Raw genomic sequence first — 25,054 nt, forward strand, 5'->3', positions numbered from 1 at the left:
CTGGGGGAGGCATCCTCGACGTTTCAATAGCAACAATGAAAGGAGCCTCACATGCACATCGATGGCGCATGCCAATGCCGAAAGATCACGTATGAAGCCGAGATTGACCCGCAGGACGTCGCAATCTGCCACTGTACCGACTGCCAGAGGTTGACCGGCTCCGCGTATAGAGTGACCGTCAGCACACACCGCAACCGGTTCCAGATCACGTCCGGTACGCCCAGACTTTACGTAAAGAGCGCCGACAACGGCCGCCGGCGCCTCCAGTTCTTCTGTGCCGACTGCGGATCGCCCGTCTACACGACCGGAGAGCACGAGGATGCAGAGCAGATTGGGATCAGACTGGGAACGGTGAACCAGCGTCAGGAACTGAGGCCCCGTTCGCAGATCTGGTGCTCTTCGGCTTTGCCATGGGCGCAGAGCCTAACCGATCTTCCGGGTCGAGCCAAAGACTAAGCGTCGGTCAAAAAGGCTTGTTGCGGCATCCTGGTCACGGGCCCGGGGATGCTCGACTTGCAGCGCGAACTGTTGTTAGGTGAAGATGCGTCGGAGCGAATGTGTCGGAGGGGCCGCATGAGACTCAGGAACCAGATCCTTGCACTGGCAATAGGGCCCCTTGTTCTTGCCATTATCGTTATTACGGCGCTCATCACCTGGCAGTCCATGACGCTGGCACGCACCAGTATCGATGCCTTCGAGCGAAACATGCTTGCGGCAAAAGAGGCTGAACTTCTCAACCTCACCAATCTCGCCCTTTCCGCGATCCGTTCGGTCTACGATAAAGCGGGACCGGATGACGAAACCGCCAAGGAAGAGGTCAAGCGTATTCTGACAGACCTCGATTATGGCAGGGACGGTTATTTCTTCGTTTATGACTATGATGGGATAAATGTCGTTCATCCGCGGCAGAATTTCCGCCCCGGCAATAACTGGCTTGATCTCTATGATCCTGACGGCAACAGGGTTATCTACGACCTGATTCAGAAAGCCAAGGAGGGGGGTGGCCTCGTCCAGTACAAATGGGAGAAACCCTCCACACGCAAGATGGCTGACAAGCTTTCTTTCGCCGCCGGCCTCGACAAATGGCGCTGGATGATCGGCACAGGGGTCTATCTGGATGATGTTTTCGCCGCGACGGCGGCGGCCAAGGAAGAACTACGTCACTCCATCACATGGAATTTCCTGATTGTTGCCTTGTTTTCGGTCCCTGCGGTGCTGCTGGTGTTTGCCACATGTATGGTGCTCAATCTGCGCCAGCAAAGGCTGGCAGACGGCCGTCTCAAAGCATTGATGCAGAGGGTGATCGATACTCAGGAAGAGGAGCGCCTGCGCATCGCTCGCGAGTTGCACGACGGCATCTCTCAAAATCTGGTCGGTGTCCGGTTCGCAATCGATCTTGCGCGGCGCAAAGTGACGCCGGAGAACACGGGCGCTGTCGAAGCGATTGGCAAGGGTGCGTCGGCATTGACCGAGGCGATCAAGGAGGTCCGCCGTATCTCTCATGATTTGCGACCCCGCGTTCTCGACGATCTGGGGTTATCTGCGGCGCTGGAAGCACTGATTTCAAGCTTTTCAGAACGAACCGGCATCGCCGCCACGCTCGAGTCCGTGGCTTTCAAGCACATGCTGCTTCCTGAAGCACGCGTCGCCCTTTATCGTGTTGCCCAGGAAGCGCTCACCAATATCGAGCGCCATTCCGATGCAACGCAGGTGACCATCAGGTTCTCCAGTCGGGATGAAAGGGTGCAGATGGTCGTCAGCGATAATGGACGCGGATTTCCGGCCGCCCGGACAGAGAAGGAGATGCCGGCCAGCAAGGGCCTTGGCTTGAGAAACATGCAGGAACGCATGACCCATTTCGGCGGCAGGCTTGAAGTCGAAAGCTCCGCAAAAGGCACTGTTCTGCGCGCGGTCCTGCCGATTACCGCCATGAAGGATCGAGGCCAACGTCTACAGGAGGCTGCAGAGTGAACCGTCATTCGATCCGTGTCCTTCTTGTCGATAACCACCCTCTGGTTCTGGACGGGTTGAAGGCTGTGCTTGAGACTTATGAGCATATCGAGGTCGTTGGGACCGCGGCCTCTGCCACGGCGGGTATTGATACGGCTGTCGCCACGCAACCCCATGTCGTACTGATGGATATAAACATGCCACAGATCAATGGCATCGATGCTCTTGAGCTCTTCAGGGAGAAGCACCTTTCCTCTCGGGTGCTGATGTTGTCCATGCATGACAGCCGGGAATATATATCGACGTCGGTCATGTATGGTGCTGCCGGTTACATCCTCAAAGACGTGGCGACCGAAGAAATTGTGGCAGCACTCGAGACCGTGGCCGCCGGTGGAACTTATTTTTCCTCAGGTGTCCGCGATGTCCTTATGGAGGGATCATCCGGAAGGCTGAAGGAGCTGACAACACGTGAGCAGGACGTTCTGCTTCTGATCGCACGCGGGAAAAGTAATCGCGATGCTGCTCTTACGCTCGATATCTCGGAGCGCACGATGGAAACCCATCGCAAGAACATCAAGCGGAAACTTGATATCGCGACGACCGCCGGCCTCATTCGCTATGCGGTAGATAACGGACTTATCAAAGAGTAAGACGAGGCTGAAAATCGGGTCCCGAAATGTCGCCATCCCGGGGCCCGAAAGACGTTTATGCAGGCTTATTTGCCTGCCGTCTGCATCGCATAGCCGTAGCTGTCATAGGTATATTCGGCCACGCGGAACCACTCAAAGCTCTCATCTCGAAACTTCTTCCAGCCAGGATAGATCTTGGCCCATGCCGGGTGCTTCTGGGTGTATTCGTCGTAGAGTTCGAAGGTCGCCCTGTAGGCGGCGTCGAGTACATCCCGAGGCAGCGGTCGAAGCTGCGTGCCCTTGGACACCAGCGAGCGGATCGCGTCCTTGTTCTTGACATCGTAGAGCGCCTGCATGTTGATATTGGCGGCCTTGCAAGCGGTGTCCAGCGCTGCCTTGTATTCTTCGGGCAGGGCCGCATATTGATCCTTGTTGACGAAGAAGTGGATCGTCAGTCCACCCTCCCAGAACGCGGGGTAATAATAATAGGGCGCGATCTGGTAGAAGCCGAGCTTTTCGTCGTCGTAGGGACCTACCCATTCAGCAGCGTCAATGGTTCCCCGCTCCAGCGCGGGATAAATGTCGCCACCCGGAAGCTGCTGCGGCACGGCGCCGAGCTTGGCCAGCACCTGTCCAGCAACGCCGGCAATGCGCATCTTGAGGCCCTTGATGTCCTCCAGACTCTTGATTTCCTTGCGGTACCAGCCGCCCATCTGGGCACCCGTCGCACCACCGGGAATGCCGATGACGCCATAGTCGGACAGGAACTCGTTGTAAGCTTCGTTACCGCCGCCGTGATAAAGCCAGGCATTTTGCTGGCGGGCGTTCAGGCCGAACGGAATGGTCGAGCCGATGGCGAACGTCGGATCCTTGCCGGTGAAATAATATCCGCAGGTATGGGAGATTTCGACGGTATTGGCTTTTACGGCGTCGATCGCCTGAGCGCCGGGGACGATCTCGCCTGCCTGGAAAACCTGGATTTCGAACTTGCCTCCCGTTATCGCCTTCAGGGCGTTGGACATGACTACGGCACCGCCGTAGATCGTATCCAGATTATTCGGGAAGCCTGACGTGAGACGCCAACGAATGTTGGGCAAAGATTGGGCTATGGCCGGCGTTGCCAGTGTGGAAACGGCCGCAGCCGCCCCCGCCAGCACGCCGCCCGACAATAGTTGCCGGCGACCTGGATTGACCTTCATGAATTACCTCCTCCTTCTTTAGACGTCTCCGGCGTTTGGCCCGCCGGCAGGCTGTGACGGGCGCCTCCGCGCCCGACTGATTTCAAGGTGTCGAGGGCTTTCCAAAGCTCGGCGCGCTGTTGCCGGGTGCCAGGAAGGGATTTGCGAAAGGATCGGCGTCCGTCCCTGCGCTCGGCATGGGAACGTTGATATGGACGGCAGACGGATCGACCTGCTTGGCGCCCGATTTGTAGTGCATCACGATGCCAGGGAAGGCGATGATGATGACGACCATGGCAAGTTGAATAAAGAGATAGGGGATTGCTCCCAGATAAATCTGGGTTGACGTCACCGGCTGGATCGTCTGCCCGGTAATGCGATCCCTGTAAGCGCGTGTCGGCGCCACGGATCGCAGGAAGAACAGCGAGAAACCGAAGGGCGGATGCATGAACGATGTCTGCATATTGACCGCCAGCATGACGCCGAACCAGATCAGGTCGATGCCGAGAGCATCTGCGACAGGTGCCAGGAGCGGGATGATAATGAAGGCCAACTCGAAATAGTCGAGGAAGAAGGCTAGGAAAAAGACCAGCAGGTTCGCGACAATCAGGAAGCCGATTTCTCCGCCCGGGACCGACGTCATGAGATGCTCGACCCAGACATGCCCGTTCACGCCGTAAAACGTCAGCGAAAAGACCCGCGCGCCGAGCAGGATAAGCAGCACGAAGGACGACAGCTTCGCGGTGGCGTAAAGCGACTGCTGTATGAGACCGAAATTGAGTTTGCGGTTGGCGAGCGCAAGCGCAAGCGCGCCCACCGCTCCCATCGCGCCGCCTTCCGTCGGCGTTGCGATGCCGAGGAAGATCGTGCCCAGCACAAGGAATATCAGCACGAGAGGTGGCACCAGAGAGGTGATGACCTTCAGCAGCAGCTTGCCGCCACGCAGGGTCCGCGCTTCCAATGGCAAGGCCGGGACCTTTGCCGGGCTGATGATCGAGGTGATGATGATGTAGAGCGTATAAGCCCCTACGAGCATCAGGCCGGGAACAAGAGCGCCCTTGTACATGTCACCAACCGAGCGTCCGAGCTGGTCGGCGAGTACGATCAGGACGAGGCTCGGCGGTATGATCTGCGCCAGCGTGCCCGACGCTGCGATCGTGCCGGCGGCGATTTTGCGGTCATAACCATAACGCAGCATGATCGGCAGCGAGATAAGGCCCATCGAGATGACCGAGGCTGCAACAACGCCTGTGGTAGCGGCCAAAATCGCTCCTACGAAAATCACCGCAAAGGCAATGCCACCGCGGACGGGTCCGAACAGCTGGCCGATTGTGTCCAGCAGATCTTCCGCCATACCGCTCTTTTCGAGGATCAGCCCCATGAAGGTGAAGAAAGGTATGGCCAGCAATGTTTCGTTTGACATCTGGCCGAAGATGCGATCGGGAATGGCCTGAAACAGGGTTGCCGGGAGCAGCCCGAGTTCGATCCCGATGAAACCAAAAAAGAAGCCGACGAAGGCCAGGGCGAAGGCTACCGGGTAGCCGAGCAGCAGGACGATGATGAGCGCGGCGAACATGATCGGCGCGAGATTTTCCGCAATGAATGCCATTATTGTTTTCCTTCGATCAGAGCATCGCCGCTTCGGCGTCTGCCTCTGCAACCGGATCAGGAATAACGCCGCGCAGGATGGCGACGCGCTTGATGAGCTCCGAAACACCCTGCAGGGCAAGGAGGCTGAAACCGATCGGGATTAGCGCCCAGACCGGCCACTGGATAAGGCCGCCCGTGTTGTTCGAAACTTCGCCGGAGGCGAATTTCTGCAGGAACACGGGCCAGGAGAGATAGACCGTGATGATGCAGAAAGGCATGAGAAAGAAGATGGTGCCGAGCATATCGACCCATAACTGCCCCTTGCGCGGAAGATTCCCGTAAACAAGGTCGACCTTCACATGCTCATTGTTGAGGAGCGTGTAGGCGGCGGCGATCAGGAATACGGCAGAAAAAAGGTACCACTGTGATTCAAGCCATGCGTTTGAGCTCATGGAGAACGCCTTGCGCATGACCGCGTTGATGGCGCTGATGAAAATAGCCACCAGAAGCAGCCACGAAATACCTTTGCCGATCGCGGAATTGGCTGCATCAATGGCGCGCGAAACGGCCAACAGAAATCTCATGAGATCCTCCCCAGAAAGCGGCCGCGTACTCCTCAATACACGTGCTGCCGCTCTAATGCGGGCAAGATATCAATGGCCGGTTCTCGCTCAAGAGCTGCCACGGTCGAACTTGTTCAGGCATACCGAGAACTGGGTATAAGAGCGTATCAAAGCAGAAACGTGCCGTATGTTGAGACAAAAGCGCGTTGGTGCTGGTGGCGTCTTTTCAACTTGAACGCGCGCCCAAGATGAAGGTTAGGCGGCTGCCCAATGTTCTGCCGCCATCATCGGCCGATCTCCTCAGGAAGACCGTCGCATGGCTTTTTGCAACCTTGATCGCCGCTAAGATCTGAGAGCGGTTGCGACCCCTGAATCGTCGACTTGATCGCCTCTCTACAAGCAAGATGGACGCCGGCTTTTCGGACGCGTTACGATAGTCCAAAGTCGTCGACATGTTCTCGATTATGGACAAGATCTTTCCAGCCCGGCCGCGATGACAGCGCTCATGCGAAATGTTGGTCCGCCAATCGCCGCCAGCAGGGAGGCTGCGAAGCACCCTGATCCTCTCTCTATCGGTCGTCCAGCTCAATCCAGGCGGGGGCGTGATCACTGGTGTGCTCCCACGCACGCGCAAACTTATCGACGCCACAAGCCTGCAGTTGTTCGACTAGTGACGAACTCAGCAAAAAATGATCGATGCGCAGACCCGCGTTACGAGCAAACGCGTTCCGGAAGTACTTCCAGAACGTATAGATTCGCTCATTTGGATGCAGCAGTCTGATGGCGTCCGTCCAGCCCATAGAGATCAGGTCGGCATAGGCTGCGCGAACCTCGGGGCGAAACAGAGCATCGTCTCGCCAGCGCTCAGGCTTATAGACATCGAGATCGGTCGGCATGACGTTGAAGTCTCCGACAAGGGTGCATGGCACGTCCAGCTCAATCAGTTGACCTGCGTAGGAACGCAGCCGCTCCAACCAACGCAGCTTGTAGTCAAATTTTGGGCCCGGTGCCGGGTTACCGTTCGGCAGGTAAAGGCATCCGATGATCATGCCATCGATGGCAGCCTCGATATACCGGCTGTGGCTGTCGTCAGGGTCTCCGGGAAGCCCCCGGCTCGTCTCGAGAGGTTCCTGACCCCGGGCGAGAATTGCAACGCCATTCCATGATTTCTGCCCGTGCCATATGGCGCCGTAGCCCGCGCGCTCAATCTGGCGGCGCGGAAATTTCTCGTCCGGTGCCTTCAACTCCTGCAGGCAGACGACATCGGGTTTTGCCTGATCGAGCCAGCGAAGCAGGACTTCGAGCCGGCCGTTGATGCCGTTGACGTTGTACGTGGCGAGCTTCACCGGGTTCGTCAGTGCTTGCGATCACCCCGGTCACCCTGGCCCGGTTTCGCATCATGCTTCGCATCGTGGCGTGCGTCGGCGGAGAGCGATCGCGAGACGTCGACGCTTTCCTTGAACTTGCCGTCCTTATCGCGGCGGACATAACGCTTGTCGGTTCCGGTATCGATCAGTTCACGTTTGCTCATAACGGGCCTCCTCTTCGCGTTTCGTGACGGGGAAACGTTCGTCGCCGCAAAAAGATGCACCGGAATCAAGAGTCTAGCGCAGACTCGTAATGCGAGTGATGATCGTGGCCTTAAGTCCTTGAAAAATGATTCGTTTTGACTCGGAACAAATGCACGCTGATTCGCTTGAATCGCATTGGTTGTGGCAGGAGTTTTGCGTCATGGTTGCCCCGCGAGCGAACTGGAAGGGCTTTATCAAATTCGGAGAGGTCGCGTGTCCTGTGGCTCTCTACACTGCGGCATCATCATCGGAACGGATCGCTTTCAACACCCTCAATCGACGAACCGGCAACCGGGTGAAACGCGAATTCATCGACAGCGAGACCGGCGATCCTGTGGAACGGGACGCCCAGGTCAAGGGCTATGAGATCGAGAACGGCCAGTACATCGTTCTCGAGCCGGATGAGGTGGCTGCCGCCGTGCCTCACAGCGACAAGACGCTGAAGATCGACGCCTTCATCCCCTGCAGCGAGATCGACAGCGTCTATTTCGACAAGCCGTATTATCTGGCGCCCGACAGGATGGGGACGGAAGCTTTCGTTCTGTTGCGCGATGGTATGAAACGAGCCAAAGTTGCTGCGATCGCCCGCACCGTGCTCTTCCGACGCCTGCGTACGGTGCTGATCAGGCCACACGCGAAGGGCCTGATCGCCACGACGCTCAACTTTGACTATGAAGTCCGCTCGTCGGCGGAGGCCTTCGAGGAGTTGCCGGACCTTAAGATCGAAGGCGAGATGCTTGAGCTCGCCGCGCACATTATCGGCACAAAGAAGGGGACCTTCGACGCCAGCACGTTCGACGACCGTTATGAGGCCGCCGTTGCCGAGCTGGTGAAGGCCAAGATCGAGGGCAGGGCCCTGCCGAAGAAGAAGGCCGCAGCGGTCCCCAAGCAAAACGACCTTTTGCAGGCGCTGCGTGAGAGTGCTGGCATGGGCACCAAATCCAGCCAGAAACGCGCCGCTTCTAACGCCAATAAGAGTGGTGGCCGTCAGAAGGCTTCAAAACCGGGTGCTGCTGCCAAATCAAATGCGGTCTCGTCACAGACGCGCCGCGCCGGCTGACGGAGGAAATCATGGCTGTCCGTCCCTATTGGAAAGGTTATCTGAAACTCTCGCTCGTCACCTGTCCCGTGCAGATGATGCCGGCAACGTCCGAAAGTGAGAAGGTCCGCTTCCACACCCTCAACCGCGATACCGAAAACCGGGTCGTCAGCCACTACGTCGATAGCGTTACCGGAAAAGAGGTGAGGGAGGAGGATGAGGTCAAGGGCTATGAGCGTGGCGAGAATGAATACATCATCCTCGAAGACGAAGAACTGGAAAACGTTGCGCTCGACAGCACAAAGACCATCGACATCTCGACGTTTACGCCCCGTGACAGCATTGAGTGGATATGGCTCGACACGCCCTATTATCTTTCACCCAACGATGCCGTCGGCCAGGAAGCATTCTCGGTCATCAGGGATGCGATGGAAGCGCAGAACATGGTGGGGATTTCACGTCTCGTAATTACCCGCCGCGAGCGCGCCGTCATGCTTGAGCCACGCGGCAAGGGTATCGTTCTGTGGACGCTACGCTATGGGGATGAAGTCCGTGACGAGGATACTTACTTTGGCGGGATCGAAGAAGATGAAACGGCCGATAGCGAGATGATGCGTCTCGTGCAGCAACTGATCAAAAAGCAAACGCAGCACTGGGACCCCAAGATGGTCATCGATCCGGTTCAGGACCGGTTGCTTGACATCATTGCCGCCAAGAAGAAAGCGCTGAAGAAGTCTGCAAAACCCAGGACATCCACACCGACGAAGTCGGCACCCAGCAATGTCATCAATATCATGGACGCGCTGAAGAAGTCGGTTGCGGCCGAGAACCGGGCGGGCAAATGAAACGCCCCGCCAAGCCGCTCCTGCAGAATGACAGCCTGACGGCAAAATCGCAGCCGCGCCGCAGGCGCGATCCGGCTCAGCCCAATCTGCCGTTCGACCCGATGCCAGATCGCGTCGAGCCATGTCTGGCGCTCCTGAAGACGGCCCCGCCGTCCGGCCCCGAGTGGGTCTATGAAATGAAGTGGGACGGCTATCGGCTCGCGGTCCATATCGAGCCGAAGGGTGTGCGGATCATTACCCGGGGCGGCCACGACTGGACGCACCGGTTTCCCGCTATCGCCGCAGCGGCCAGGGACCTTGGAATTGCAACAGCCATCCTTGACGGCGAAGCGGTGGTGTTGAACGGCGAGGGTCGCTCCGATTTCGGCGCTCTGCAACGCTCGCTCGGCGGGCGAGGCGGCAAACGGGCGTCGACAGAAGCCGTACTCTTCGCCTTCGACCTTATGTATTTCGATGGTCACGATCTCACTCGTACCGAGCTTTCGGTCCGCCGGCACTTGCTGGGGGACCTGCTGGAAGACGCGACCGGCGCAATCCAGCTGTCCGAAGAAATAGAAGCGGACGGCGCTGAATTATTGGCGAGCGCGTGCTCCCTCGGCATGGAAGGAATCATCGCAAAACATCGTGACAGCCCTTATCGCTCGGGCCGGACCGGAGACTGGCTGAAGATCAAGTGTGTTCAAAGCGAGAGCTTCATGATTGTCGGTTACGAGCAGTCGGCGGTGGCGCGCGGCGGGATCGGCAGTTTGCTGCTGGCGGCGAGACGTGGACATGACTGGGTCTATGTTGGCGCCGTTGGAACCGGGTTCAAGGAGAAAGATGCGGCGTATCTGAAGAAGACCCTGGATAGGCTGAAGACGAAGACACCGGCCGTTCCGCTCAAGGGCAGGAATTACGTCTTCGCGCAGCCGACGCTCATCGCCGAAATCGAGTTCCGTGGCTGGACCGACGATGGCAACCTGCGTCATGCGTCCTATAAAGGCCTGCGCGAGGTACAGGACAATGCCGCGGTCCATGAACTCGACTGAGTTGGTCTTGGCCGGCGCGTGGACGTCAATTTTTTTTTGACGACGAACTTGAATCGTAAATTCCCGAAAACCAAATCGATTGCCGCCAGCTGCTGAGACAGGGCTGGACTTGCTGGAAGCGCCGCCTTTCGGCGCTTCTGTACCCATGTTGCTTCAAGGAGGATATGGCTATGGCAACATCTTATGACTACGCACCCCTGTTCCGCTCGACCGTCGGCTTCGACCGGATCTTCAATCTTCTTGAAAATGCCCAGCGCGCCCGCTCGATCAGCGACTGGCCGCCCTATGACATCGTCAAGACCGGCGATGACAGCTACCGGATTTCGGTCGCGGTCGCAGGGTTTGCCGAGGACGAGCTCGACATCACCTTTCAATCCAACCTTCTCACCGTTACCGGCAAGAAGCAGGACGCTTCCGCCGATGAATACCTTTATCGCGGTATAGCCGGCCGGCCCTTCGAACATCGTTTCGAACTTGCCGACCATGTCAGGGTGAATGGCGCCGATCTCCGCAACGGTCTTCTGTCGATCAATCTCGTTCGTGAGATTCCTGAGGCCTTGAAACCGCGCAAGATCGATATCCAGACCAGCCCGGCCCTTCAGCATAAGGTTGCCCCGGCGCAGATCGAAGCGCAAAAGGCTGCCTGATCGATTTTTAAAAAACGGGCGCCGCTGCAGCGGCGCCCGTCAACATCGGGGGTAGGAAGGAGATCGCGATGAAACCCGATATGTTCAAAGAGCCCGTAACCATCCTTATCGGCCTTGGATTTCCGACCGAGGTTCGCAGCGTCATCGACGCTTACCGGCATCTGGCGGAATGGCCGGCATCGATGCGCGATACGGCGCATTCAATGGCGCTGAAGGCCTGCAGCGCGGCATTGCGCGGTGAGATCGAAGCGGACACCGCCCGGGGTCTGTTTGCAGCCTTTGCCGCCAAACACGATCTGCTGGCCCCGGACGTTGATGTCATCTCCGCGCCCCGTCACCCGCACGACAAGGATCCGCACGTTCGCTGAGGAAGCCGACATGCATGAGAATCCGCAGCTTACCGCGAGCGATATCGCACTGATGGGCACGACAATCCTGTCCACGGGTATGAAAATTGCGCGGCCGGTCGATGTGGTGGATGCAACCACGCTCCAAGTCGACGAAAAAAGGACCATTTTGGCCGCCTGGGCTTCGGACCCCTACACGATCGACTCAAGGCCGGCGTTCCGCCATATGCCTGGAACGCCGGAACCTGTCCAATCGATGAGGTTCAGGCTGCGCTGAGCGACCTTGACCGGCGCTACGGGTCTTGATCCAGGCCGCTCTCAGGCGGCCTGTTTCATCGACTTCGTCAGCCGCTTGATGGCCTGCTCCAGCGAACGCTGCCCGTCGCAGTAATCCTCCCAGGCGGTTGTCTTCGACAAAAGCGCCGGTACGGTGCGAATGGTGAAGCGTTTCGGATCAAGATCCGCTTTTACCTGTTTCCAGGTCAGTGGCATCGATACTGGTGCGCCTGGCCGGGCGCGCGGTGACAGCGGCGCAACAGCAGTCGCCATTCGGTCATTGCGCAGGTAGTCGAGGAAGATCCGGCCGTTGCGCTGGTTCTTCGCCATCTTGATCAGGTAAAGGTCAGGGTTGTCACGGGCCATCTGCATGCAGACATCGTGTGCGAAGCCTTTCGCCTCCGGCCAGCTCAGCTTCTTTCCCTTCGGTACCGCAAGCGGGGTGACGACGTGAAGGCCCTTGCCGCCGGTGGTCTTGCAGAAGCTGACGAGGCCAAGCTCCTCCAGCCGGTCGCGCATTTCCCGCGCGGCTTCGACCACGGTGGAGAAGAGTACGTCCGGACCCGGATCAAGGTCGAAGACAAGACGACCGGGCACCTCCGGTTCGTTGGGCTCGCAATTCCAGGGATGCAGTTCGACGCCGCCGATCTGGGCGATGGCGGCAAGGCCCTCAACGCGATCAATCTGCAGATAGGGTTTCTTGTCGCCGAACACCTTGACAAGCTCGAGCAGGTTCGACGTTCCCGGCATCGCGTGTCTCTGGAAGAACTGCTCACCGCCGATGCCGTCAGGTGTCCGGATGATAGAGCATGGCCGTCCCTTGATATGGTCGATCAGCCATGGACCAACGGCCTCATGATAGTGCGCGAGATCTTCCTTGGTGACCGGCTCACCGTCATTTGCATCGGGCCAGAGTGGCTTGTCAGGGCTGGAGATCATCACGCCCATAACTTCTGCCTTGGTGTTCTTGCCGCGTGCCGGTCGCGACGGCTTTGGCCGGGCCGGCGTTGGCGTTTCAGTTTTCCCGGGCGATGCCGGCGTTTCGGCCTCGACCTCCTTCGCCGGCTTGTCTTCGCGCAAACCCTTAAAGGCTGCCTGACGGACCAGTCCATCCGCGGTCCAGCCAGCGAACTGGATCTCGGCCACCAGTTCGGGCTTGACCCAGACGATGTTGGGTTCCTTTTTCGGAGCGCCTATTCCGGTAAAAGGCGATTTTGAGGTTTCCAGTTCCCGAAGCTTCGGCAGGATTGTATCCACCGTTTTGGCACCATAGCCGGTCCCGACCCGCCCGACATAGACGAAGTGATTGTCCCTGAAGACGCCGACAAGAAGTGAACGAAACTTGCCGTCGGTTTTGGCGTAAGCGCCAATGACAACCTCATGTCCGGCGCGGCATTTGGATTTCGCCCAGGTATCGGTACGCCCCGACTGATAGGGGGCATCCGCCTGCTTCGAGACAATGCCCTCCAGCGAGAGCTTGCACGCCGATTTCAATACTGCATCGCCGCCGGTCTCAAAGTGTTCGACGAACCGCAGGCGCGGATCTCCCCCCGCCTTACTCAGCAGCGCTTCGAGCCTTTTCTTGCGTTCCGTGAGCGGTAGTTGCCTTAGATCCTCACTCCCCTCGAACAGCAGGTCGAAAGCAAAATAGACGAGCGCATCCGTTTTACCTTCTGACAGCGCCGCCTGAAGTGCGGCGAAGTCCGGGGCACCGTTTTCATCGAGCGCACAGATCTCACCGTCGATGATGGCATCAGGCAAGCTTGCGGCCGACGTCGCAATCGCCGGATACTTGGCCGTCCAGTCCAGCCCCTTGCGCGTCTTCAGCGTGACTTCGCCGTTTTCAATGCGCGCCTGAATACGGTATCCGTCGAATTTGATCTCGTGGATCCAGCCATCGGCCGAGGGTGGGCGTTCGAGCGTTTCGCAAAGCTGCGGAGGTATGAAGTCGGGCATCGCGGACTTCACTGCTTTCCGCGCTGCCGGGCGCTTTTTCTTCGCATCCCCCGCACGTTTGTCTGCCGCCAGTCCATGATTGCTGTCCCAGACGGCGTCGGCCTGCACATCGCCGCTCTGCACCATGAACGGTTTTGGTTTCTTTCCTTTACCGGCAGCGATGGCGGCCATGGTTCTGCCCGAGGCAACCGACGTGTCGTTTTCGTCAAGGATGGCGGCGCCGTTTTCATCGACCGAGAAGTCGTCGCGATGCTTGATCAGCAGCCAGTTCGTCCGTTTGCCCCCGTCACGGTCGTTGCGCATCCGCACCAGGACGAAGCTGCCATGCAGCCGCTCGCCTTCAAGGGTAAATTTGAAGTCGCCCTTGGCGAGAGCCTGCTCGGGCGTCCTGTTGCCTTCCGGCTCCCAGTAGCCACGGTCCCAGAGCATGACCGTGCCGCCGCCATACTGACCTTTTGGTATCGTGCCTTCGAAGTCACCATAGTCCAGTGGATGGTCTTCGACCTCCACGGCCAGGCGCTTGTCCTGGGGATCGAGAGACGGTCCCTTGGTGACAGCCCAGGACTTGAAGACGCCATCGAGTTCGAGGCGCAGGTCATAATGGAGCCGCGTGGCGTCATGTTTCTGTATAACAAAGCGCCTGCGGTTTGAAGCTTTCAGCTTCGCTTTGCCGCTCGGCTCCCGCGTCTTCTGGAAATCGCGTTTTTGCTTGTAGGTTGAGAGCTTGTCGCTGGCCATGAGCATCCCCGGTAAATAATCAGCCTGCCGTCTCCCATGGAATGGGATGAGGCGCGGGCGGGACAGAGAGAGGCGCTCGACTGCGGCCCGCTGAGAGCCGGGAGCACTGCACACTGTCTCAACAAGCAAAATCAATAATTCCAGGTTTTGTTCCGAGGGGAGGAGGGAGGCCCGTCCCCGGTGCATCGTCCGACCGGCTCAATCGCTGCGCAAACGCGTTCTCAGGCCGTAGCGCCTCCCGCGTTTACGGTAACGTACTTTCCAAGCGCCACGATGATATCTAGCGTTACGCGATCAGCTCGCGGAGGCTTTTGCGATGATGGGCAGGAAAAACGGGGTGGCTGGAACAACGAGAGATTCCGCGCGGAGAGGACTGTGGCGACTGATGCTGAAGTTGCCCGCATTACGAGGCCAGCTTCAGATCATCGCAGCACAGACCACCGATCTCAATGAACTCTTCGAAGCCTACGAAATGGCTGCCAGCGCGCTTGAAAGGTTCCGGAAAGAGGAAGACCGCGCCCGCGTGCGGGAGTATGAAACAGTCTGTTCCGCCATCGAAGAGGACATAATTCAGCATTGGCGAATGTCTTCAGAGGCCAATAACTCTCCCAAGCCACCGTGGAGGTGAGAGGCCGTTCGATTAACAACCACGCATGAAGGTGGGAAGGCTTGAGCCAACCTCTGGATCAAGGCGAGGCGACCGCTGATGAATGGGAACGAATTTCGCATCTGGTCGCACATGATTGGAGATCCGGATAAAATACCTTTATAATCATGGGCCAAGACGGGAGCCACACAAGACCTCAGAGATTGAGGGCGAATATCTGGACCGCGTGAGTGTCCAGTCGTCACTCCGCCGACAGTTCGGGCTAAACACTGATGACAGACAGATCCGCCCCCAAGAGCGGGGGATCGCCGAGATGATGGCGGATGTCTATCGAAGTTGGTATAGGCCGCTGCGTCACGAGGGCCTGTTCCACTGGCATTCAATGCTGATGGCCGGAAACCGATATATCGAAACGGTTGGCGCTTACCGCACGCATGAAGACGCCATGCAGATCGTGTCAGGTCGATTGGATAAGCCGACAATCCACTTTGAGGCTCCCCCGTCTCGCCAGGTTACCGATGAGATGGAGACTTTCATCGCATGGTTCAATCAATCCGGGCCAAATGGTCAAACGTCGCTTCAAGCTTTGACGCGCGCAGCCGTAGGCCATCTTTACTTTGAAAGCATACATCCATTTGAGGATGGCAACGGCCGAATTGGGCGCGCGCTCGCTGAGAAATCCCGGCGCAAAACATAGGGCAGCCAAGTCTCATTTCTCTCGCCTTCACAATCGAGAAGAGCCGGAAGGCCTACTACTCCGAGCTTGAGCGGCACCAGCGCACGCTTGATATCAACGACTGGATCATTTTCTTTTCGGAAACTATCCTGGATGCTCAACGAGCGACGCTTGAGCGCATCGATTTCTTCATTCAGAAAGCAAAGTTCTATGATCGTTTTCGAGGCAACGACCGGCAGAAAAAGGTAGTTGCGCGCATCTTCAAGGAAGGCACGGCAGGCTTCAAGGGGGGACTAAGCGCCGAAAACTACATTTCGATCACAGACACATCGCGCGCTACAGCAACACGCGACCTTCAGCAGCTCGTGGAGATGGGTGCACTGACGCGTACGGGTGAACGCCGGCATACACGGTATTCGCTGTCACTGCAGAAATAAATTTCTGCTAGGCAATGCACTAGGTGAACGGCTGTTCCGCTCAAGAGCTTAAAAGCGCTTCGAGCGGAATATCGATACTCTGGTCTGGAAATCGTCATGCAAATGCACTACATTCTCACAGAATGTGGGAGATTAGCCATGGCCGCAAACGCTCTTGTACAAACACGTATCGATTCCGAAGTCCGGGACCGTGCTTCCGCCGTGCTTGAAAGCATGGGGCTTACTGTATCTGATGCGGTTCGTATCATGCTAACCCGGACTGCTAACGAGGGCGCGCTGCCTCTTGAACTACTTTCCGGCAGTGAAGCACATGACGCCTGGTTTCGGACCAAGGTGTTCGAAGCGTTGAACGATACTCGTCCGGATTTGTCGGACGACGAGGTCGAAGCGCACTTTGCCAGACGTCGAGCCGCGGCCCGCCTTAAAGCTGGTGTGCCAGAAGCGTGAAACTGACTTGGTCTGCGTTTGCTTTGTCGGATCGCGACGCTATTTTCACGTACATCGAGGCAGATAATCCTGCGGCAGCTATACTGATCGATGAACGGATAGTAGCCGCCGCCCGTCGCTTGCTCGATTTTCCTGCCAGTGGGCGCGTGGGTAGAATTGCCGGGACGCGCGAACTTGTCGTCAATGGTACGCCTTATACCGCCGCCTATACGATCACCGAGACAACAGTTCGAATTCTTCGCGTACTCCATGGCGCGCAGGAATGGCCAGAACAGCTGCCGCTAAGTTGATGATCGCGTTCGCCCAGGGCGACGGTTCGATTCCATTCAAGGGCGAGACGACGGCAGTGCGCCCGATGGACGCCGACATTTTGCATTCATGCCTGCAATGGGCTGAGGGACGCAACCACCGCACTATGCGGCCTCCCACACCTGATTAAGGATCCGCGCCGCCAATGCTGCTTTGTCCTGCGGCAGAAAGCGCCCGTAGTGCTGCTGCACGACGTCTGGCGTGTCCTGGATGGCATAACTTGCCTGCTCGTAAGATCCGGTCTGCTTCAGGATGTGAGTGGCGAGCACGTCTCGCACATTGTGGGGGCCATGCGGTAGCAGACCCTTAATCGCGCCGCGGCCGGTATACGGATTGTAAATGCCGTAGCGCTGAATCGCCAACCGCCAAGCCTCGTAGAATGTTGTCTGATTATACGCCGCATCGATACTGCTTGTTTTGACGGTTTTGACGAAAAGCGTGCCCGGATCGGGTGCGCGCCCCAGCAGCACCTTCCGATGCCGCTCGATGTAAGCATTGAGATAGGCGTAGAGATCAAGAAGATCCGGTAGCACCAGACGAAACGGCTTCTGCCCGAAAAAAGATGAGCCGGAGTTCTTGAACGCGTTGGACGGGATGAAGACCTCCCACCCACGCTCCCGTTCGTTCCAACGCAGTTCGCCGCGCTTCATGTCTTCGAGCCGGCGTTCTGCCGTCGGGAACTGTCCGCGCGGGCAGACCAGCAATTGCCTAAGGTTTTTCTGCCTGAGGCCAAGATGTGGGCCAAGCCTCAGCATAAGGAAGGAACGGACGGCCTCAGCGGCCGCTCTCGGATAGCGGTGCTCATCCGGCATCCGCTTCAAAATCTCCTCGGTGATCTTCCGGTATTCAGCGAGCGGGCTCTCCGCTTCCAGCACGCACATGATCGGCTCGAATGGATCGCGGTGGACCCGCATCACCCGCTGGATTTCTTTTGAACGGTTGGCGGCATGGCGGTGGAAGTCTTCGCATGCACCGTGCCAGTCTCGGCGAGCAGACGCGATCTCGTCTGTCGTGATCAGTCCTTCGATCGGCTTCACATTGCGCAGGAGTTCGGGATGTTGGCGAATCCAGCCGACTTCAGCGCGAGTAAGGGCCATGGCCACCATCAGCATGTCGTCTTCCCATTTAGTAAAGAAGCCGCGACGGCGCTCGCGCCACTGCAAATACCAATCCCACACGCCCGGGAAGATCAGGAGGCCGAAGGTAAGTTGACTGAGGGGCACGCCTCGGCCTTTGACAACTCCGTTCGGGGATGCTGCAAGTGCCCCAAACATAAGGCCGAGATGTTCGATTTTCTGGCTGGCTGTCTCCTCATTCCAGACGCCATTCCTGCGGAAGCCTATCTCGGTGAGAGTGGACGTTTTGAAGCGGATGAGATCTGCCATCTCCATCGCAAGCCGAGGGGGTGCATCGACCACACCGGAGAGCAGATCTGGATCCTCGAGCGCCTCGGTCGAGCGCCCGTTTTCGTCCCCATCTCGCAGCCAGCTAGAAGCCGCTGGTCGAGGAGTAAGTGCACTCCCGCCATATGTGATCCCAGGGAACCGGATTGCGTAGCGCTGCTTCGTTGCTGCCGCCCGGAAACGCCTGTAATCGGTCGACCCCGAGATGATGACGCGCCGGACCCATTCCAGGATCTCTTCGCGCTTCGAAAAAGGCAGGCTGCCGAAGTCGTCAGGAAGATGCCAGGCAAGCCGGCGCCGCTCTGCCGGGCTGATGTCTTCCAGATCGTGGCCATATAACGATCTGGACTGATGTGGCAGTTTCGCCTTGAAGTAGCCGTTCGGCAGGCCGTATCTGCGCTCAATGCGGCCGAGGATGTTGAAGCTTGCGACCGAGCGAGGCACACGTTGGCCCTCTATCCACGACAGCAAGGTTTTCGCATTGAAAGATTCGTCTATGCGAACGACCGCTCTATGGAGTTGCCAGCAACTCTCGCCAAAGCGACGCATCTGATAGGCGAGTGCATCGGCGAATGAACTCGGGTCTTCGTTCGCCTCGAACAATGGTTCTGGTTTGTCGGAACCTGGTCTCGGCCTAGGGCCGGGGCGGCCATCTGAACGGGAGCTGCCGACCTCTTCGACTCCGTGATGTTGGTCCATCGTGGAGGGGGCAAACTTGCTCGTGGCACGAGCTCCGAGCCTCGCTTGCGGTCTTTTGCCTTTTTTTGCGTCGTCTTCTACAGGCGGCTCCTTCAGCCAGCGCATGATCGCATCCAGTGCTGGTCGCAGTTCCTTCTTCAACGCTGTCGTGAGTGCTTCATCGATCCCGCAATCGTGTGCGATCTGCCGCCAGTCATAGCGGTTGTTCGCGAGAGCCGGTTTCTTACGAAATGTGATTAGCGCCAGAAGGTAGGGGCGGACGCTGTCCACCACCCAATCCGGCGCGACGGGAACAATGCGGACATCGCAGTAGGTCGAGATCTTTTTCTGGAAATGGCGTTTGGAAAGGTCTTCGTTTGGCATGTGTCATCCCATATTTTCTCGGGGCCTCAGGCCGAGGGCGTGCGGAATTAAGGGCAGACGGTTAAGAAGCCGTAAAGTTCATAGGGACGACCCTATGGCCCAAGAAAGTTGTCGGGCGGTCTTGTCAATTTTTCAAGGATTGCGCGGACTCACGTCAATCCGGTTATGTTCCGGCGAAGCATCCCTGAAAACTTCTTCAACCCGCCTTGATGAAGCGCGTCGACGAACGCCTCAACCGATGGGATCGACTTTCGCAGATTATGCCTCGCACTCTTGACACTGGAGATTAGCGCTTCCGGAAACGCCGCATGGAGATCGGTGAGGAAATCATCGGGCGACTTGCTGGTCACACCATGGGCGAGAAGGTTGCTTGCGGGAAAGTCCTTCAGGTTCCAGGTGACGATTACGGAGGCTTTGCCCGCGATGGCTGCCGCGAGGACATGTCGATCGTCGGGATCAGGTAGCGTGAGATCCGCAATAAGCGCGCGATGGTTCCCCACCGCTGCCTCTGGGAGGACCGCGTTCATCCGGTCGCGCGTAGCTTCCAGGCGGTCGATGGACAAACCTGGTGTGTTGACGGCGAGATTGCGCATCCATTCATCATGTATATCGTCGGTCCAGCGCGCCTCGACGAGACCGTCGAAGGCGCACTGGATCAGAATGTTGCGGAGGTGGAAGGGGTAGAGGACGCAGGCATCATAGACCGCGACGGGCGGATTAGAGGCCATAGGTCTCGATCAGGTCCTCTGTGTCCTCGGCAAGTGCTTCCATTGCCGTCTGTCGTTTGTCGAGCTTCGACTTTAACGCGAGCACATCCTTCAGGAGGGCGCGGCGGTGTTTGCCGACGTAGCGGAATGGCAGATCGCCCCGGTCCATGCGCAAGACGACGAGCGGACGAGAGATGCCGAGAATTGCTGAAGCGTCACTTGGGCTCACTTCCTGGTCCTCGGCCAGCACGGCAACGCGCTCCCCGCGCAGCATATGCGCCAGAAGGGCTTCGACAGCTGCAGCGGCCGAGGGCGGGATCGGGAGCGTGCGCGCCTTGCCACCTGCATCACGAACGTGGAGTTCCAGCCTGTCGCCGGCAACCAGCTTCGGCAAGGGCATAGCTATTTTTCGGTCGCGATCTGACAGTCTGGCGAAATGAACAATCTGGCTGGCCATGATGATTTCTCCTTGGCAGCCAATATAGTAAATAAGACCTGTAACTGCAATAACTGAAAGTGCGGATTGATCGCGATGATGGTGATGGGCTTTGATTTACGGAACGCTGGTTCGATTCCGATCAAGCGCAAAGCTTTCAGGAAAACTTATCAAGCGCCATCAGGAACGTATGCCGGTCGCCCTGTCTCTTGGAGAGGCGAACGCGGGCCTCGACGTTCCATCAAATCTTGCGCCTCAACCAGGTCCTTGGCTCTCAGGGCGCTGAGGATTAGGCGGTGATGATCTGCGCAGCAATTATCCTTCCGCTCTTCCTCGTAGAGCGTGACCAGCGGAACCGGGCGACGATTTTCGACAGCAATTCCGTCAGGACAACATTTTCGCACGGGCCACGCCTGCCGCCGCGGCGCATAGATGGCTGTACGGTTAAGGTAACCTCGGTTTTGACGCTGTAGTTTAGTAGCAGGCCCAGACGGTTGATCGCGCTTCAAAGCAGGTCTGCACCGATGCGGTCGTGACAACGCAGGGCATTGAAGCCTGCACCGCCAGCCCTCACGCAAAGTGCTTCGGATATGGAAATATCCACCTTCAGGCGCGCGCTGCCGATACCGTCGCGATAAACGTGCGCAGATCGGCCAGCATCAGTTCCGGCTCTTCCATCGCGGCGAAATGCCCGCCCCGCGGCATGTCGGTCCAATGCAAGATGTTGTAGGTCTTCTCCGCGAACGAGCGCGGCGGCGGCAAGAATACCGGATCGGGGAAGGCCGCAAAGCCGGTCGGCACCTGGATGCGGGTGCCGGCCGGAAGCATCCGCGACTCTTCAAGCCGGCTGCCGTAGTAGATCCAGGTTGCAGTTACGAATGATGCCGGCGCGATGTAGAGCATGATGTTGGTGAGAAGTTCCTCCTCGGAAAACTTGCTCCAGATGTCTGGGGCGCCATCGGCGGTTGTCGGAAGATCGGCCCACTTGCCGAACTTTTCGAGTATCCAGCCCGCCGCTCCGACCGGGCTGTCGGCCATCGCGACGCCGAGCGTTTGCGGACGGGTTGCCTGCTCATGAAAGTATGCGCTCTCCCGATCGGCAATCGCGGCCCGCTTGGTGGCGAAGGACTTCTCCTGGTCGGTCGTCGGAGCGGTATCCTCCGCACGCACGGTCATCATGTTGATATGAATGCCGAGCAGAGCATCCGGTCGATCATTCGCTGCCCAGACCGCGAGGGCGTGGCCCCAATCGCCACCTTGAATGAAATACTGCGCCTCGCCGAACAGTTGGATCATCAGCCCGTGCAGGAGCGCAGCAGCCCGCCGTGGGCCGATCGGGGCCGTGATCGGGGTTGAGAACGCGAAGCCAGGAAGCGAGGGGACGACAACGTCGTGCCCGTCCGCTGCAAGCGGCCCCCAGAGCCGCTCGAATTCGAGATACGAGCCCGGCCAGCCATGGAGAAGCAGGACGGGCGGCTTGGAGCCGTCGCCCTTCACATGCACGAAGTGGATGTGCTCGCCTTCCACGTCGGCGATGAAATTGGGGAGTGCGTTGAGGCGCCGCTCGACCGTACGCCAGTCGTACCTGTCCCGCCAATACGCGACAAGCCGCCTGAGGTCTTCAACCCCAACCCCCGCTGACCAGCCTCCCGCATCCGGCAGCTCGCTCCAGTCATAGGCCTCGACCTTGGCTCTGATCGTGGCAAGCCGTCCGTCCGGGATGTTGATCGTGTAAGGTGAAATCATGATGTTCTCCGCTTAGACTGAAAGAAATCCGCTCTAGTGCTGCGAATTCCTAGAAACATCGCGCCATTTCTTCGATATCTAGGTTACGAGGGGGCCTGCGTAGGCGATCGCCGGGAAGATAGGTACGGCTCCGTCGGTCACCAAAGCACCTCGCCTTCGAGCCCGGCGTGCCGCAAGAACAGTACCGCCGCGGTTCCAATGTTGGGCAGCGGCACGTTGTCATAGAGGACGTCATCCGACAGCATCGCAAGTGCGTCCTCAATGCGATTTGCACTCCAGTGGCCGAAGAAAGTAGTGGCGATATCGATAGGGTTGGTGGACATGACAGCTCTCCGAAGAAGGTTTAGGGAAACTTGACGAAATTTTTTGCCGGTAGCGGGCGGCTAGGAAACTGCGTGAGCCGGCCACCGATCGAGATCGGTCCGATATCCCACTCAGGAACACACAGAGCAGGGCAGCTCGGGCTGAGTTGGGCAGTCGGCTGGCACGACGCGCCGGTTGAAGCCAAAGATGCGCACGTAGTCGCGACTGTTTTGCGAGGGGCTGCCATATTCTCCTCGAACAGCCATTCACAAGTGCGCTTTCCGTACAAATCCATTATGTCCCATATTATGCAGCGATCGATGCACAAATAGGTAGCGGCATTGCAAACCACCGTCAATTTATTTATACAGTGATCGATGCAAAATAAAGTTTCGATGCCTCAAGTGAACGCACCATCAATGCGTGCTGCACGCGGGCGGCCGCGGGAGTTTGATCGCCAGGCTGCGCTTGCCGCGGCGACACGGCTGTTCTGGATGAGGGGATACGAAGCGACCTCGATCGCCGACCTGACGGAGGCAATGGGGATAGGAACCAAGAGCCTTTATGCGGCCTTCGGTTCGAAGGATGCACTGTATGCCGAGGCCCTCCGATACTATTATACGACCTACGAGGGGATGGTGTGGACCCGCTTCAAGGCTGCTTCGACAGGGAGGCAGGCCGCGCTGCACTATCTCCAAGATTCCGCGACCGCCATGACCGGTGGAGATCTCGATCTACCCCACGGGTGCATGTCAACGCTCGCGACCGTGGAAAGCGAAGGGCACTCAGAACTCGGCGAACTCATGCGAGCCACTCGTGCAGGCGGTTTCGATCTGCTCAAAACGCGCTTCGATCGAGCGAAGAACGATGGTGATCTAAAGGCTACGGCGGACACCACCAAACTGGCGAGGTTCGTGCAGACAGTCCAAAGCGGCATGGCGATCCGTGCCCGGGATGGAGCGGACCGCGCCGAGCTGCACGATGTGGCGGAAATTGCGATTTCCGGCTGGGACAACATCACCGCCAATTGATTTTACCTGCGCGGCGAGGCCCGATCCCATGCGATTGAAACAATGGCTGGGTAAGGGGCTTCAAGGAGTCGGAACAAGAGCAGTCCGAAATCGTGCGCTGAAGGCCGAAACTGAATGGGAACTTAGGCGACCCGCCGCAGCTTGTGAGAACAACATCAGCTTGATGAACATCGTGACAGCATCGACCGTAAGCTTCTGGCGAGCTTGATGACTTGAGCCCCTATCAGAGCGTGGCGACGGCTGGCGTTGAATTCGTTGGCAAGCCAGGCCGGCTTTGCGCTCCCGGATCATCTTGTTCCACCGTTTGGACGATACATGCGCCTGCAGTCCCGGCGAACCTCCACCCGACGGAGAAAAGCTATCCGCTCGGTCAGCGTCGCGAGGTTCGACACAGCCGGCGCTTCTGGCGTTGAACGCAGCGAATGAAAGTTCGTCTAGCTGATCGACATACCCATTGAAGCAGCGAGTTGTAAGTTCAATGGTTCAAGAGCGACTATCGCCTTATTTCCGATCTTCGCGCTACCGGCTGACTAGGCGCGAACTTAATTCCAATAGGCTGGATATCCGCATGAAGCGAAGGTTTGCCCTCTTCACGAAACGCCAGTCCGCAAGGCGTCGATAAAGGCACGTAAGGCTGGAGACATCTGGCGCTGCTGCGGATAGCAAATAAACAGCCCTGGGAAGGGCGCTGACCATGACTGAAGCAGCGGGACTAGTCGCCCTGCGGCGATATGATCTGCTACGGTGTCTTCAACTGGGAAGCCGATCCCGATCCCTTTAAGCGTCGCGCTCAGGGCGCTCTCCTTGTCGCTGAAGATGAGAGGGCCATCAACGGTTACACTGAACCAAGCTTCGTTTTCGAAGAACTCCCAGGCGTAGGGTGTCGCCCGACCCGGCCACCGCCACCGGATACAGCGATGATTTACGAGGTCTCGCGGATGCCTTGGCTGTCCGTGGAGCTTCAGATAGTCGGGCGCTGCGACGGCAATCTGCCTTAGCTCTGGCCCGAGGCGGACCCCAACCATGTCCTTCTCGATTACCTCACCGATCCGGAGCGCGACGTCGTAACGAGCGGCGACGATATCGATCACCTCGTCGTCCAGCGTTATATCAAGGACAATCTCAGGATAGCGATCGGTAAAGTCTTTCAGGATCGGATCGATGTGCTTGTGCGCCGCCGATCGGAATGTGTGCACCCGAACGGTTCCAGCGGGCTTTTCGCCCGCCTGCTTAACCTGCGCCACCGCGCCGCCAAGGTCGAGCGCCGCGATCCGAGCGCGCTGAAAAAGGTTCTCGCCCACTTCGGTCAAAGACACGTTTCGAGTGGTACGATGAAGCAACCGCATGCCGAGGTGATCTTCAAGGTTGCGAACCATCTGGCTTAGGGCAGAGGGCGAAACCCCGAGCTGGTCGGCTGCTCGGCTGAAACTCAACTGTTCCGCCACGACGATAAAGGCGCGAAGCTGATTGTAATCCTGACCGTTTAGAAGGGGGCCCAAGATATACCTCATCTTCTTTAGCTGAGCTAACAGC

General features: G+C 58.1%; 25 protein-coding genes and 3 pseudogenes. 14 read left to right on the plus strand and 14 right to left on the minus strand.

Going from position 1 to position 25,054, the window contains the following annotated elements; all coding sequences use genetic code 11:
* Positions 1–51 precede the first annotated feature (51 nt).
* The 3 genes from FHW77_RS24655 (at position 52) to mctR (ending at position 2,600) form a co-directional block, all read left to right on the plus strand.
* Entirely contained in the window at positions 52–456 is a 405-nt protein-coding gene (locus tag FHW77_RS24655; RefSeq protein ID WP_064264062.1) for a GFA family protein, read from the plus strand.
* Between the two features lie 117 nt (positions 457–573).
* Complete coding sequence (mctS, locus tag FHW77_RS24660; RefSeq protein ID WP_006699343.1) at positions 574–1,971, plus strand: two-component system sensor histidine kinase MctS; 1,398 nt, start codon at positions 574–576, stop codon at positions 1,969–1,971.
* On the plus strand, positions 1,968–2,600 hold the full coding sequence (gene mctR, locus FHW77_RS24665; protein ID WP_182590888.1) for a two-component system response regulator MctR: 633 nt from the start codon (positions 1,968–1,970) through the stop codon (positions 2,598–2,600). Before mctS ends, mctR begins: the two co-directional genes overlap by 4 nt.
* Before the next feature lie 65 nt (positions 2,601–2,665).
* Here mctR and FHW77_RS24670 read toward each other — a convergent pair whose 3' ends face one another.
* The 5 genes from FHW77_RS24670 to FHW77_RS24690 all read right to left on the minus strand — a co-directional run bounded on the left by FHW77_RS24670 (position 2,666) and on the right by FHW77_RS24690 (position 7,441).
* Positions 2,666–3,778: a TRAP transporter substrate-binding protein gene (locus tag FHW77_RS24670; RefSeq protein WP_034499231.1), complete on the minus strand. Its 1,113-nt coding sequence runs from the start codon at positions 3,776–3,778 to the stop codon at positions 2,666–2,668.
* An 82-nt stretch (positions 3,779–3,860) separates the two neighbouring features.
* Positions 3,861–5,369, minus strand: coding sequence for a TRAP transporter large permease (locus FHW77_RS24675; RefSeq protein ID WP_045534939.1), 1,509 nt, complete (start codon positions 5,367–5,369; stop codon positions 3,861–3,863).
* 13 nt (positions 5,370–5,382) lie between these two features.
* Complete coding sequence (locus FHW77_RS24680) at positions 5,383–5,931, minus strand: TRAP transporter small permease subunit (RefSeq protein WP_182590889.1); 549 nt, start codon at positions 5,929–5,931, stop codon at positions 5,383–5,385.
* Between the two features lie 548 nt (positions 5,932–6,479).
* Complete coding sequence (gene xth / locus FHW77_RS24685; RefSeq protein WP_182590890.1) at positions 6,480–7,256, minus strand: exodeoxyribonuclease III; 777 nt, start codon at positions 7,254–7,256, stop codon at positions 6,480–6,482.
* An 8-nt stretch (positions 7,257–7,264) separates the two neighbouring features.
* Entirely contained in the window at positions 7,265–7,441 is a 177-nt protein-coding gene (locus FHW77_RS24690) for a hypothetical protein (protein WP_080823558.1), read from the minus strand.
* 200 nt (positions 7,442–7,641) lie between these two features.
* Here FHW77_RS24690 and ku (FHW77_RS24695) point away from each other — a divergent pair, with 200 nt between their 5' ends.
* The 6 genes from ku (FHW77_RS24695) to FHW77_RS24720 all read left to right on the plus strand — a co-directional run bounded on the left by ku (FHW77_RS24695) (position 7,642) and on the right by FHW77_RS24720 (position 11,664).
* Positions 7,642–8,541 carry a non-homologous end joining protein Ku gene (gene ku / locus FHW77_RS24695; protein ID WP_182590891.1) on the plus strand — a complete coding sequence of 300 codons (900 nt, stop codon included), beginning with the start codon at positions 7,642–7,644 and terminating at the stop codon, positions 8,539–8,541.
* Positions 8,542–8,552: 11 nt separating this feature from the next.
* Positions 8,553–9,365: a non-homologous end joining protein Ku gene (ku, locus tag FHW77_RS24700; protein WP_112635137.1), complete on the plus strand. Its 813-nt coding sequence runs from the start codon at positions 8,553–8,555 to the stop codon at positions 9,363–9,365.
* Positions 9,362–10,393 carry a non-homologous end-joining DNA ligase gene (gene ligD, locus FHW77_RS24705; protein ID WP_182590892.1) on the plus strand — a complete coding sequence of 344 codons (1,032 nt, stop codon included), beginning with the start codon at positions 9,362–9,364 and terminating at the stop codon, positions 10,391–10,393. Before ku (FHW77_RS24700) ends, ligD (FHW77_RS24705) begins: the two co-directional genes overlap by 4 nt.
* A gap of 170 nt (positions 10,394–10,563) precedes the next feature.
* Positions 10,564–11,040 carry an Hsp20 family protein gene (locus FHW77_RS24710; RefSeq protein WP_182590893.1) on the plus strand — a complete coding sequence of 159 codons (477 nt, stop codon included), beginning with the start codon at positions 10,564–10,566 and terminating at the stop codon, positions 11,038–11,040.
* A gap of 68 nt (positions 11,041–11,108) precedes the next feature.
* Positions 11,109–11,408 (plus strand): DUF982 domain-containing protein, encoded by a 300-nt coding sequence (locus tag FHW77_RS24715; protein ID WP_022557679.1) that lies wholly within the window; start codon positions 11,109–11,111, stop codon positions 11,406–11,408.
* A 10-nt stretch (positions 11,409–11,418) separates the two neighbouring features.
* Positions 11,419–11,664: a hypothetical protein gene (locus FHW77_RS24720; protein WP_373968668.1), complete on the plus strand. Its 246-nt coding sequence runs from the start codon at positions 11,419–11,421 to the stop codon at positions 11,662–11,664.
* Positions 11,665–11,705: 41 nt separating this feature from the next.
* Here FHW77_RS24720 and ligD (FHW77_RS24725) read toward each other — a convergent pair whose 3' ends face one another.
* Positions 11,706–14,357 carry a DNA ligase D gene (gene ligD, locus FHW77_RS24725; RefSeq protein WP_182590894.1) on the minus strand — a complete coding sequence of 884 codons (2,652 nt, stop codon included), beginning with the start codon at positions 14,355–14,357 and terminating at the stop codon, positions 11,706–11,708.
* 385 nt (positions 14,358–14,742) lie between these two features.
* On the opposite strand from ligD (FHW77_RS24725), the gene FHW77_RS24730 reads away from it, so the two are divergent.
* The 4 genes and pseudogenes from FHW77_RS24730 (at position 14,743) to FHW77_RS24745 (ending at position 16,814) form a co-directional block, all read left to right on the plus strand.
* A complete protein-coding gene (locus FHW77_RS24730; RefSeq protein WP_286086149.1) occupies positions 14,743–14,985 on the plus strand; it encodes a hypothetical protein in 243 nt (80 codons plus the stop codon).
* Positions 14,986–15,145: 160 nt separating this feature from the next.
* Positions 15,146–16,077: pseudogene (locus FHW77_RS24735) on the plus strand (Fic family protein); the annotation flags it as partial.
* A 138-nt stretch (positions 16,078–16,215) separates the two neighbouring features.
* Entirely contained in the window at positions 16,216–16,524 is a 309-nt protein-coding gene (locus FHW77_RS24740; RefSeq protein ID WP_182590895.1) for a type II toxin-antitoxin system RelB/DinJ family antitoxin, read from the plus strand.
* Positions 16,521–16,814 (plus strand): type II toxin-antitoxin system RelE/ParE family toxin, encoded by a 294-nt coding sequence (locus FHW77_RS24745; protein ID WP_182590896.1) that lies wholly within the window; start codon positions 16,521–16,523, stop codon positions 16,812–16,814. The genes FHW77_RS24740 and FHW77_RS24745 overlap by 4 nt, the downstream gene beginning before the upstream one ends.
* A gap of 123 nt (positions 16,815–16,937) precedes the next feature.
* On the opposite strand, the gene FHW77_RS24750 is transcribed toward FHW77_RS24745, so the two are convergent.
* From FHW77_RS24750 to FHW77_RS24770, 6 genes and pseudogenes are all read right to left on the minus strand, one after another.
* Positions 16,938–19,298 (minus strand): hypothetical protein, encoded by a 2,361-nt coding sequence (locus tag FHW77_RS24750; protein WP_182590897.1) that lies wholly within the window; start codon positions 19,296–19,298, stop codon positions 16,938–16,940.
* Positions 19,299–19,447: 149 nt separating this feature from the next.
* Entirely contained in the window at positions 19,448–20,026 is a 579-nt protein-coding gene (locus FHW77_RS24755; RefSeq protein WP_182590898.1) for a PIN domain-containing protein, read from the minus strand.
* Positions 20,016–20,462: a MerR family transcriptional regulator gene (locus FHW77_RS24760; protein WP_182590899.1), complete on the minus strand. Its 447-nt coding sequence runs from the start codon at positions 20,460–20,462 to the stop codon at positions 20,016–20,018. Before FHW77_RS24760 ends, FHW77_RS24755 begins: the two co-directional genes overlap by 11 nt.
* Positions 20,463–20,598: 136 nt before the next feature.
* Positions 20,599–20,838, minus strand: a pseudogene (locus FHW77_RS26870) (GntR family transcriptional regulator); the annotation flags it as partial.
* 209 nt (positions 20,839–21,047) lie between these two features.
* Entirely contained in the window at positions 21,048–22,187 is a 1,140-nt protein-coding gene (locus FHW77_RS24765; RefSeq protein ID WP_182590900.1) for an epoxide hydrolase family protein, read from the minus strand.
* A 137-nt stretch (positions 22,188–22,324) separates the two neighbouring features.
* Positions 22,325–22,510, minus strand: a complete 186-nt coding sequence (locus tag FHW77_RS24770; protein WP_286086150.1) for a hypothetical protein — start codon at positions 22,508–22,510, stop codon at positions 22,325–22,327.
* 357 nt (positions 22,511–22,867) lie between these two features.
* On the opposite strand from FHW77_RS24770, the gene FHW77_RS24775 reads away from it, so the two are divergent.
* The gene (locus FHW77_RS24775; protein ID WP_286086151.1) at positions 22,868–23,521 is read left to right on the plus strand and encodes a TetR/AcrR family transcriptional regulator; all 654 of its coding nucleotides are present in this window, start codon (positions 22,868–22,870) and stop codon (positions 23,519–23,521) included.
* Positions 23,522–23,635: 114 nt separating this feature from the next.
* Here the strand turns inward: FHW77_RS24775 and FHW77_RS26875 are convergent.
* Together FHW77_RS26875 and FHW77_RS24780 are read right to left on the minus strand one after the other, a co-directional pair.
* Positions 23,636–23,955 (minus strand): annotated as a pseudogene (locus tag FHW77_RS26875) (Tn3 family transposase); the annotation flags it as partial.
* Positions 23,956–24,111: 156 nt separating this feature from the next.
* Positions 24,112–25,020, minus strand: a complete 909-nt coding sequence (locus FHW77_RS24780; protein ID WP_286086152.1) for a LysR family transcriptional regulator — start codon at positions 25,018–25,020, stop codon at positions 24,112–24,114.
* Positions 25,021–25,054 lie beyond the last annotated feature (34 nt).

The sequence above is a fragment of the Agrobacterium sp. RC10-4-1 genome (genome assembly GCF_014138475.1).
In the GTDB taxonomy this organism is placed as follows: Bacteria; Pseudomonadota; Alphaproteobacteria; order Rhizobiales; family Rhizobiaceae; genus Agrobacterium; species Agrobacterium pusense.

Excerpts from the sequence above, each read along its gene's own strand:
- ku (WP_112635137.1), top strand. The coding sequence starts at position 8,553 with ATGGCTGTCCGTCCCTATTGGAAAGGTTATCTGAAACTCTCGCTCGTC.
- FHW77_RS24715 (WP_022557679.1), top strand. The coding sequence starts at position 11,109 with ATGAAACCCGATATGTTCAAAGAGCCCGTAACCATCCTTATCGGCCTT.
- FHW77_RS24730 (WP_286086149.1), top strand. The coding sequence starts at position 14,743 with ATGCTGAAGTTGCCCGCATTACGAGGCCAGCTTCAGATCATCGCAGCA.
- FHW77_RS24770 (WP_286086150.1), bottom strand. The coding sequence starts at position 22,510 with ATGTCCACCAACCCTATCGATATCGCCACTACTTTCTTCGGCCACTGG.
- FHW77_RS24710 (WP_182590893.1), top strand. The coding sequence starts at position 10,564 with ATGGCAACATCTTATGACTACGCACCCCTGTTCCGCTCGACCGTCGGC.
- FHW77_RS24775 (WP_286086151.1), top strand. The coding sequence starts at position 22,868 with ATGCAAAATAAAGTTTCGATGCCTCAAGTGAACGCACCATCAATGCGT.
- FHW77_RS24720 (WP_373968668.1), top strand. The coding sequence starts at position 11,419 with ATGCATGAGAATCCGCAGCTTACCGCGAGCGATATCGCACTGATGGGC.
- FHW77_RS24740 (WP_182590895.1), top strand. The coding sequence starts at position 16,216 with ATGGCCGCAAACGCTCTTGTACAAACACGTATCGATTCCGAAGTCCGG.
- FHW77_RS24690 (WP_080823558.1), bottom strand. The coding sequence starts at position 7,441 with ATGAGCAAACGTGAACTGATCGATACCGGAACCGACAAGCGTTATGTC.
- FHW77_RS24760 (WP_182590899.1), bottom strand. The coding sequence starts at position 20,462 with ATGGCCAGCCAGATTGTTCATTTCGCCAGACTGTCAGATCGCGACCGA.
- ku (WP_182590891.1), top strand. The coding sequence starts at position 7,642 with ATGGTTGCCCCGCGAGCGAACTGGAAGGGCTTTATCAAATTCGGAGAG.
- ligD (WP_182590894.1), bottom strand. The coding sequence starts at position 14,357 with ATGGCCAGCGACAAGCTCTCAACCTACAAGCAAAAACGCGATTTCCAG.
- FHW77_RS24765 (WP_182590900.1), bottom strand. The coding sequence starts at position 22,187 with ATGATTTCACCTTACACGATCAACATCCCGGACGGACGGCTTGCCACG.
- FHW77_RS24750 (WP_182590897.1), bottom strand. The coding sequence starts at position 19,298 with ATGCCAAACGAAGACCTTTCCAAACGCCATTTCCAGAAAAAGATCTCG.
- FHW77_RS24755 (WP_182590898.1), bottom strand. The coding sequence starts at position 20,026 with ATGGCCTCTAATCCGCCCGTCGCGGTCTATGATGCCTGCGTCCTCTAC.
- FHW77_RS24655 (WP_064264062.1), top strand. The coding sequence starts at position 52 with ATGCACATCGATGGCGCATGCCAATGCCGAAAGATCACGTATGAAGCC.
- FHW77_RS24670 (WP_034499231.1), bottom strand. The coding sequence starts at position 3,778 with ATGAAGGTCAATCCAGGTCGCCGGCAACTATTGTCGGGCGGCGTGCTG.
- FHW77_RS24680 (WP_182590889.1), bottom strand. The coding sequence starts at position 5,931 with ATGAGATTTCTGTTGGCCGTTTCGCGCGCCATTGATGCAGCCAATTCC.
- mctS (WP_006699343.1), top strand. The coding sequence starts at position 574 with ATGAGACTCAGGAACCAGATCCTTGCACTGGCAATAGGGCCCCTTGTT.
- ligD (WP_182590892.1), top strand. The coding sequence starts at position 9,362 with ATGAAACGCCCCGCCAAGCCGCTCCTGCAGAATGACAGCCTGACGGCA.